General features: G+C 39.9%; 4 protein-coding genes and 1 pseudogene. 2 read left to right on the forward strand and 3 right to left on the reverse strand.

All coding sequences use genetic code 11. The features are described from left to right. From DW917_RS15765 to DW917_RS15775, 3 genes are all read right to left on the reverse strand, one after another. Positions 1-2103: MBG domain-containing protein (locus DW917_RS15765; RefSeq protein ID WP_199545582.1), on the reverse strand; the 2103-nt coding region annotated here is incomplete at its 3' end. 31 nt (positions 2104-2134) lie between these two features. Beyond that, positions 2135-4405: a leucine-rich repeat protein gene (locus tag DW917_RS15770; protein ID WP_118120253.1), complete on the reverse strand. Its 2271-nt coding sequence runs from the start codon at positions 4403-4405 to the stop codon at positions 2135-2137. 249 nt (positions 4406-4654) lie between these two features. After that, positions 4655-5557: an Abi family protein gene (locus DW917_RS15775; protein WP_118120257.1), complete on the reverse strand. Its 903-nt coding sequence runs from the start codon at positions 5555-5557 to the stop codon at positions 4655-4657. A 642-nt stretch (positions 5558-6199) separates the two neighbouring features. On the opposite strand from DW917_RS15775, the gene hxsD reads away from it, so the two are divergent. Both hxsD and DW917_RS15790 read left to right on the forward strand, forming a co-directional pair. Further along, positions 6200-6526: a His-Xaa-Ser system protein HxsD gene (gene hxsD, locus DW917_RS15785; RefSeq protein WP_118120255.1), complete on the forward strand. Its 327-nt coding sequence runs from the start codon at positions 6200-6202 to the stop codon at positions 6524-6526. Positions 6527-6772: 246 nt separating this feature from the next. Then, a pseudogene (locus DW917_RS15790) lies at positions 6773-7200 on the forward strand (His-Xaa-Ser system radical SAM maturase HxsB); the annotation flags it as partial.

Genomic DNA, 7200 nt, shown 5'->3' on the forward strand with positions numbered 1-7200 from the left:
CTTGGCACGAACAACTACGGCATCTGCCTCAACTACAGTCAGGTGACCTTGCTCATAACTGATTTCATAGTTCTCAGCATCGGCACCGCTAATTGTAACAGCATACTCTGCCGGAGCACTTGCCTCATTAACCTCACAGGAGAAGACTGGTTGCTTGGTCAGGACTGATTCATTCTCGCCATTCTTAAAGCCAGCATAACTTGCCATGAACACAGGCATGGCGTCACCCTGCTTCTTGGTATAATTGCCAGCGGAGATAGACAAAGGAGCCTTAGTAATCACAAGACAACCTGACTCAAAGTGAACATTATAGTTCTTGATACTGCCCTGTTTTACCTCAATAGTATAAGATCCTACAGGAGAGTTGGCAACTGCGGAGCAGACAATCTCCGGAGTACCATCCAACGCTGCTCCCTCGGTCTCAAACTCGAACACAGGATTCTCGTCACCATACTGACGGCTGTAACTCTTGGCACGAACAACTACGGCATCTGCCTCGACAACAGTCAAACGTCCCTGCTCGTAGCTGATTTCATAATTCTCTGCATCGGCACCGCTGATTGTAACAGCATACTCTGCTGGAGCACTTGCTTCATTTGCCTCACAAGAGAAGACTGGTTGTTTGGTCAGAACTGATTCATCCTCGCCATTCTTGAAGCCAGCATAACTTGCCTTAAACACAGGCATTGCATCACCCTGCTTCTTGGTATAATTACCAGCAGAGATAGACAAAGGAGCCTTAGTAATGGTAAGAGTACCAGGAATATACGAGATTTCATATTTATCAGAAACTGCACCAGAAGCTACAATGTCATACTTTCCAACTTTACTACTATTATCTACAATAGTAGAAATGGATGCAGGAACAGAAAAGCCAACCTCAGAATCCCCATCTCTAAAACCAGAGTAAGTAATATTAAACTCAGGATTAGCATCACCATAAACCTTAGTAGTATTAGCAACATGAGCAGTCAATGGTATTTTCACTACAGTAACTACACACTTCGCTTGAATCAAATTATCTGCAGTGGAAGCAATAATACTACACTGTCCAGCAGACCTTGCGATAATCATACCGTCATCACTGACAGTTGCCACTTTCTCATTATCAGATTTCCAAAGTATCGTTTTATCTGTGCAGTTTTCTGGCAACAAAGAAGCCGTCAACTGTCGAGAATCGCTAACCTCCAACTGCATGTTACTTTCACTAATAGAAACTGAAGTTACAGGAACATACTTCACATCAACAACAAAGGAGAAAGGGTCCATCCGATAGGTACGAGCCTTGACATCAGAGAAAATGATATTTTCTAATTTAACAATCTGATTGCCCGTTATGCCTTTCTCTGCCTTAATCCACAGATCAATGACAGAACCTATCTTCCCTGAAATTGATGTATTGTCCGAAGACATACAAATAATGCGAACTTTACCATTGCCCAATTGCTTTGTTTGCAATTGATGATTACCACATCGGCCAGTCAACCTTGTTTTGCTTAAATCCAGAGACAAGCCATTCGGCAAAACTACATCCATCTGAAAAGCAGTCATCTCACTCTCGTTGGACAATTCAAAGGAGAAAGCTTTACTAACTTCTGGCGAAATCTCACCACTCTTGACAAATACATCATTCTGTTCTTTTGTTCCCACAAAGAGTTGTGAATTATCCAATTTCACATCTCGATTATTAACATCTGAAAAAATAGAATTCTTCAGCTTAATATAGCCACCCGAAAAATCACTGGAAGCTCGCACAGAAATACGTACTAAAGCACCCTGGTTTCCTTTTATCGACTCACCCTGAGTAGAATAACCCAAGATTCTAACAGAGCCATCCGACATCAAGTTAGAACTCACAGAGAAAGAAGATGATCCCCTATCTGTAAGAGAGATATCAAAATTGCCATTCGACTTCGAGGCAATTTTTAAACCTTCAGGCAGTTCGATATCAGTCTGAAAGCCACGAAATACCTGACTATTATCCAAATTTAGGGTAATCGTCTTCGACTCACCAGGGACTACGTTAACTGGCTCTATATAAAAGGTATCCTTTGCTCTTGATGCAAGCGGCAAAGCCAACAACATCAAGAACAAAAGTACCATTATTTTATTTAGTCTTATCATACCTTAACCATTATTTTACAGTAATCTTGACTACCTGTCCGTTCATCTTCACAAGATAAACACCAGCTTGCAAAGCTATCTTAGATGTCTCAGAAGCAAGACAGAATGTCTTCACAAGGATACCTGAAGTGGTATATATATAAATAGGTGTACCCTTCAAGCCTGTAAACATCAGACCATCCACAACAACCTTGACAGAAGTTCCGTCCACGCCAATTCCATCAATAGAAGTTACTTCATTATTACGAGAGGTCAAACGATAACCCTTAGCCTCAACATCAGAGCCGATAGCATTGGTTACACCTATATTCTTTGCATCCAAATTCTTCTTTGAAGACAAACAGAAGATAGGCTGTCCATTCATGAAAGTACTATTGCTAAGTGAATAAACGACAACACGCAAAGTATGAACATTCAACTTAGAGTAACTCAACTGATGGGTTGTAGCCATCACTCCACTCAACTTCACTTCCACATCATTTACATTTACTGGCAAAGTAATATCAGCCTGCAAAGCAACAAAGTTACTATTATTGTCTAATGCTATATCAATATTAGACTTGTCTTGTTGAGACAATACTAAGCAATCCAAAGAACGGTCTGAAGACGAAGCATCATCCATTGCAGAAACACCATAGCCCTTAGCCATTGCAACCTGCTCTTTCACCTGCAAAACCTGTTGCATAATCAAGTCAGTTGTACCCGTTACATCGGAAATTGAGATATGGTCATCACTATTCACGTCGGCAGCCTCAAAAGCGAATGTTCCTGTCACCTTATTAAATATATAATTGACGGTATTAACAGCATCCACGACATTGATCTCATCATCATCATTAGAGTCACCTTTCAATACCGGCAAGACCTTTACCTGGCAAGATGCCTCCACCTGACTTCCATCCTGTGAAGTAGCCTTAATGACTGCATCACCAGGAGCTATTGCAGAAATCACTCCATCCTCGGACACCTTAGCTACGTCCTCATTGGTAGATGACCAGATAAAACTTGCATTGGTAGCATCAGTTGGAGCAACAATAGCAGAGAGTTGCGCCGTATGATTTTTTCTGATTTTCAAGCTTTCTTGACTCAAAGTGATAGAGGAAACCATTGTAGGGTCAACAGTTATAGTACAAGTTGCCTTGGCACCACCGCCATCATTTGCAATAGCATGAATAGACGTTTGACCTACCTTATGAGCTGTTACCACACCATCGGCAGATACCGATGCCACAGTCTCATCATCCGACTTCCAATCCACCTTCTTATTGGTAGCTTCATCAGGACCTACGGTTACTGCAAGAGCAAGAGTTTCACAGGCTTTCAAATGAGCGTCAGATTGGTTCAGAGTAAGAGAAGATAAGAAAACATCTTCTGTCATTGCCTTGATACTACCCCATTTCCTCCATGTAGCAGATCTCTTGTAATTATTAATAACATTTGCTGGAACAAACAAAGTTCCATTAGCAACGACCTCCTCAGGGAAATTAACCAATCCTGTTGGAACTGGTGATGTCGCATATGATTTTACATACTTAATATTGGTACACCCCTCGAATGAATTTTCACCCAATGACGAAATATTCTCACTGAGCGAAATCCATGTCAAGCCAGTACATCCCTGAAAGGCTTGCTTACCTACAGATGGAACTTCACCCTTCACTTCTACATAAGGAAGAGAAGTGCAACCTGCAAAAGACTCAACACCTAATCCTTCCAAAGTCTTTGGCATATCAATACCCTCCAAAGCTGTACAATTTTGGAATGCTGAAGGTCCAATAATTTTCAAAGAACTTCCTAAGTCAAGTTTCCTCAAAGAAGTACAGTTCGAGAAGCTATTATCTGCAACACTTGTCATACTTGCAGGGAACACAACGTTATCCAACGAAGAACACTCTGAGAAGCCATAGTCTGCAATCTGACTCAAATTTTGACTGAGTCTTACTGACTTCAGAGAAGTACAACCACGGAATCCCCACATACCAACAGAAGTAATGTTATCAGGAAGGAATACGTCTTCCAATCCTGTGCAATAAGAGAACATAAACTTATCTATAACCCCAACATTCTTACCTATTGTCAAGTTATTAAGAGTTGGAATATGACAGAAAGGAGCCCTGTTTGGAGCATCATTTCCCGAATTATCCTTGGTACTATAAGACAACCAACGACCTAAATAAAGGTTCTCGATTGGACAATCACGGAAAAGTCCATATTCTTTATTAGAAGCCCCATAGCCCATTTCTATCAAATCAGTTCCATCCTCAAAAGTTGCTGTGAACAATGATTTACAATTAGTGTATCTATTATTAGTTGATTATCAGTATTATACGCTCTAAACGGTAGAAAAGTGGCAATATGAATTCTATATGGAAACGAAATGGCTAAAATTTAACGTATTTAACTTTCGATTACATCAAAATTACATAGATATGTATTGGATGGGGCGTTTGAACCGACCCCGTAATATGATAAAAGGATACAAAGAAGGCCATGTAAGGGAGTGAGTGATCAGTAACCATTCCACATGTTATTACCTCCATAATGGTTCCGTTTCCCATCCCTGCGGAAAGCCGAGAGCTTTTAAGTCAATTTCAGGAAACCGAATGAACAACCATGTTAGTTTGGATTGCATATCATTATTGGGGGATATAACATTAAGAAAGTACTTGATGATGCAAAGATCAAAGTAAGCACGCATGGAATCTGTTGGCAGTGTTATCCATTCTCCTGCGGGACTATTGGGAATTGCTGGCTGAATAGCATTCTGCTTGTTCCATACTCTTGAATGATGACCACAGGCATTTCGAGTAACAGCAATAACCGTGAGCCATGACTCAAACACATTGATAGGCAACCCAAAACGTTTGGCAATACGCTTGCGTATGCGATTTTGTTTAATGTTGCGATAAATGGCATTGACGTTTCCAATAGTAAGCAGTTCTCCTAAAATCCACGATGGTGGGTAAGGCTCTGAGTAGGTTCGTTTGAAATGGAGAATGAACTCCTCTTTTGATTTGCTGTATTCCTTGGATATAGCTCGCATTGTTTCATTAAACCTGGAACTATCCAAGAAGTAAGAAGAGTTAGTAAGCCAGAAAGGATTGCCTGTCATATCTGCTGTTATTTGCATCACCGCACGTCTGATAGCAATTTCAATCTTTTCTATTTCATTGAACATGAGTAGTCTCAGTTTCTTGTCAAAGCGATAAAGCATCATCACCTTTTTGAATGTTGAACCTTCCTTATACAAATGTGCTGTTTTGGGCATCTTTAACAAAGGATACATATAAGCAGACAATCTGTAATAACCAATATTGTCAAGGTACTGTATGGCTTTGTTTCTGTCACAAATCTGTAAACCTCGTGATTCAAGCAAATTAACGAGATTTTCCGAAGATTCAAACCGTTTTGTAAAGGGAATAAGGTTCGCCATATTCAAATGTGTATAAACAAAAAACGCCTCGCACGATTTGAGCATTGTTAAGAGGCTTGGCGAGGACTGACGCTGCAAAGATACGAATAATCATTGATAATACAAACTTTTTAGCGAGAAAAATCACGCAAAAGTGGAATTCTCTGACATATTTATATTTAATAATGTTAAATCAGACCTTGAAATCATACTTTGCCAGCCAAACCAAGTGGTTTCCAAGATAAAAGTGTTATCTTTGTAACGTCTATACCCATACCGAAAGCCCCAATGGGCAGAGGTTTGGGCAGACATATATACATATAAGGCGTAACTGTACGCTTTGGTTTTGACAGTGTAAGAATCTGGCAGTTCGAGCAAAAGTTGTCAAGAACAAAGCAACGGGAACGCCTCATGAGGTGTATTGTATACAGCCCTTATTGGCTTCGGACGATTTTGCCGTTCGTTGTTAAGAGTGCTTTCTATATACGTACACAGGCGTGGGGCTTTCGGCGTTGCTCGTTTCGACAACTTGGGCGATGCCAGAGCCTTTACACTGTGGAACGAGTGACAGGACTGGCTCCACGTTTTCATGTATATATACCAACCATTTGTTGTTAATCATGCCAATATGGTAGCCGTTGGCAAAAAAGAAGAATAGTTGGTATGAGTAGTATAAAAGTTCCAATCACAAAGACGGATAAGGAAGGATTTCAAGTTATAATAGACTTGAATTTATATAGCGAAAAGGCTATAACAGCTACGATTTACAAATACACAGACAAGTTCTTTGTTTATCAGAACACAATGCCTAATGATGATAAACAGGTCTGTGTTATCTTTGAATCAAAAGATGGTGGACTTGACGAGAATATCGTTAAGCAATTCTGTAATGACTTGATTGACCAGCAACTTCGTGAGATTACTACGGAAAAGTATGGTCATATTCGGGATTTAATCGTTGAGGAAGCATTTAAGCCAGTCAGCCGATGAGACATTTTTTTATTTTCTTCGTGACATTCCTGCTAACGTCACTCTCTTACGATGACAATTCTGATATAGTACAGATAGAGAAAAGCGAACAAGATATAATAGAAATGGCAAAACGCCCTTTGGTACTTCAAAAAGCCTCATTTTCTTTTGCGCCATTATTGAAGTCATGCCACTCTTCTCACTACTCTCATCGGTCGCATAGTTCACATGTGTCACACAGGTCTCACTATTCTTCAAGATAGAACAATGAATAATACTTATACAATACTTCCATTTCGCTTCGCTCGATTTAACGAAGAAGAATATCTTCTATCGAATGATGTAGGAGAATATATTTTCCTAAAGAATGACGACTTTCACAAATTCGTCAATGGAGAACTTGACCCTACAAGTGACTTATTCTATGATATAGAGTCAAAGCAAATAGCCACAACAGACAAGGTTGAAGATGTTGTAAAAATGTTAGCAACCAAATTCCGCACAAAGAAGAGTATCTTGGAAGATTTCACTTCTTTGCACATGGTTGTGCCAACTTTGCGTTGCAATTCAAGCTGCATTTATTGTCAGGTAAAAAGACATGAAAGTACTGACCATTCTGCAGATATGACGAAGAAAACAGCAAAGAATATTGTCAAAAACCTGTTGGCGGAATTAAAAAACCGCCTGAAAATTAG

The organism is Prevotella sp. AM42-24, from assembly GCF_003461825.1.
GTDB classification, from domain to species: domain Bacteria; phylum Bacteroidota; class Bacteroidia; order Bacteroidales; family Bacteroidaceae; genus Prevotella; species Prevotella hominis.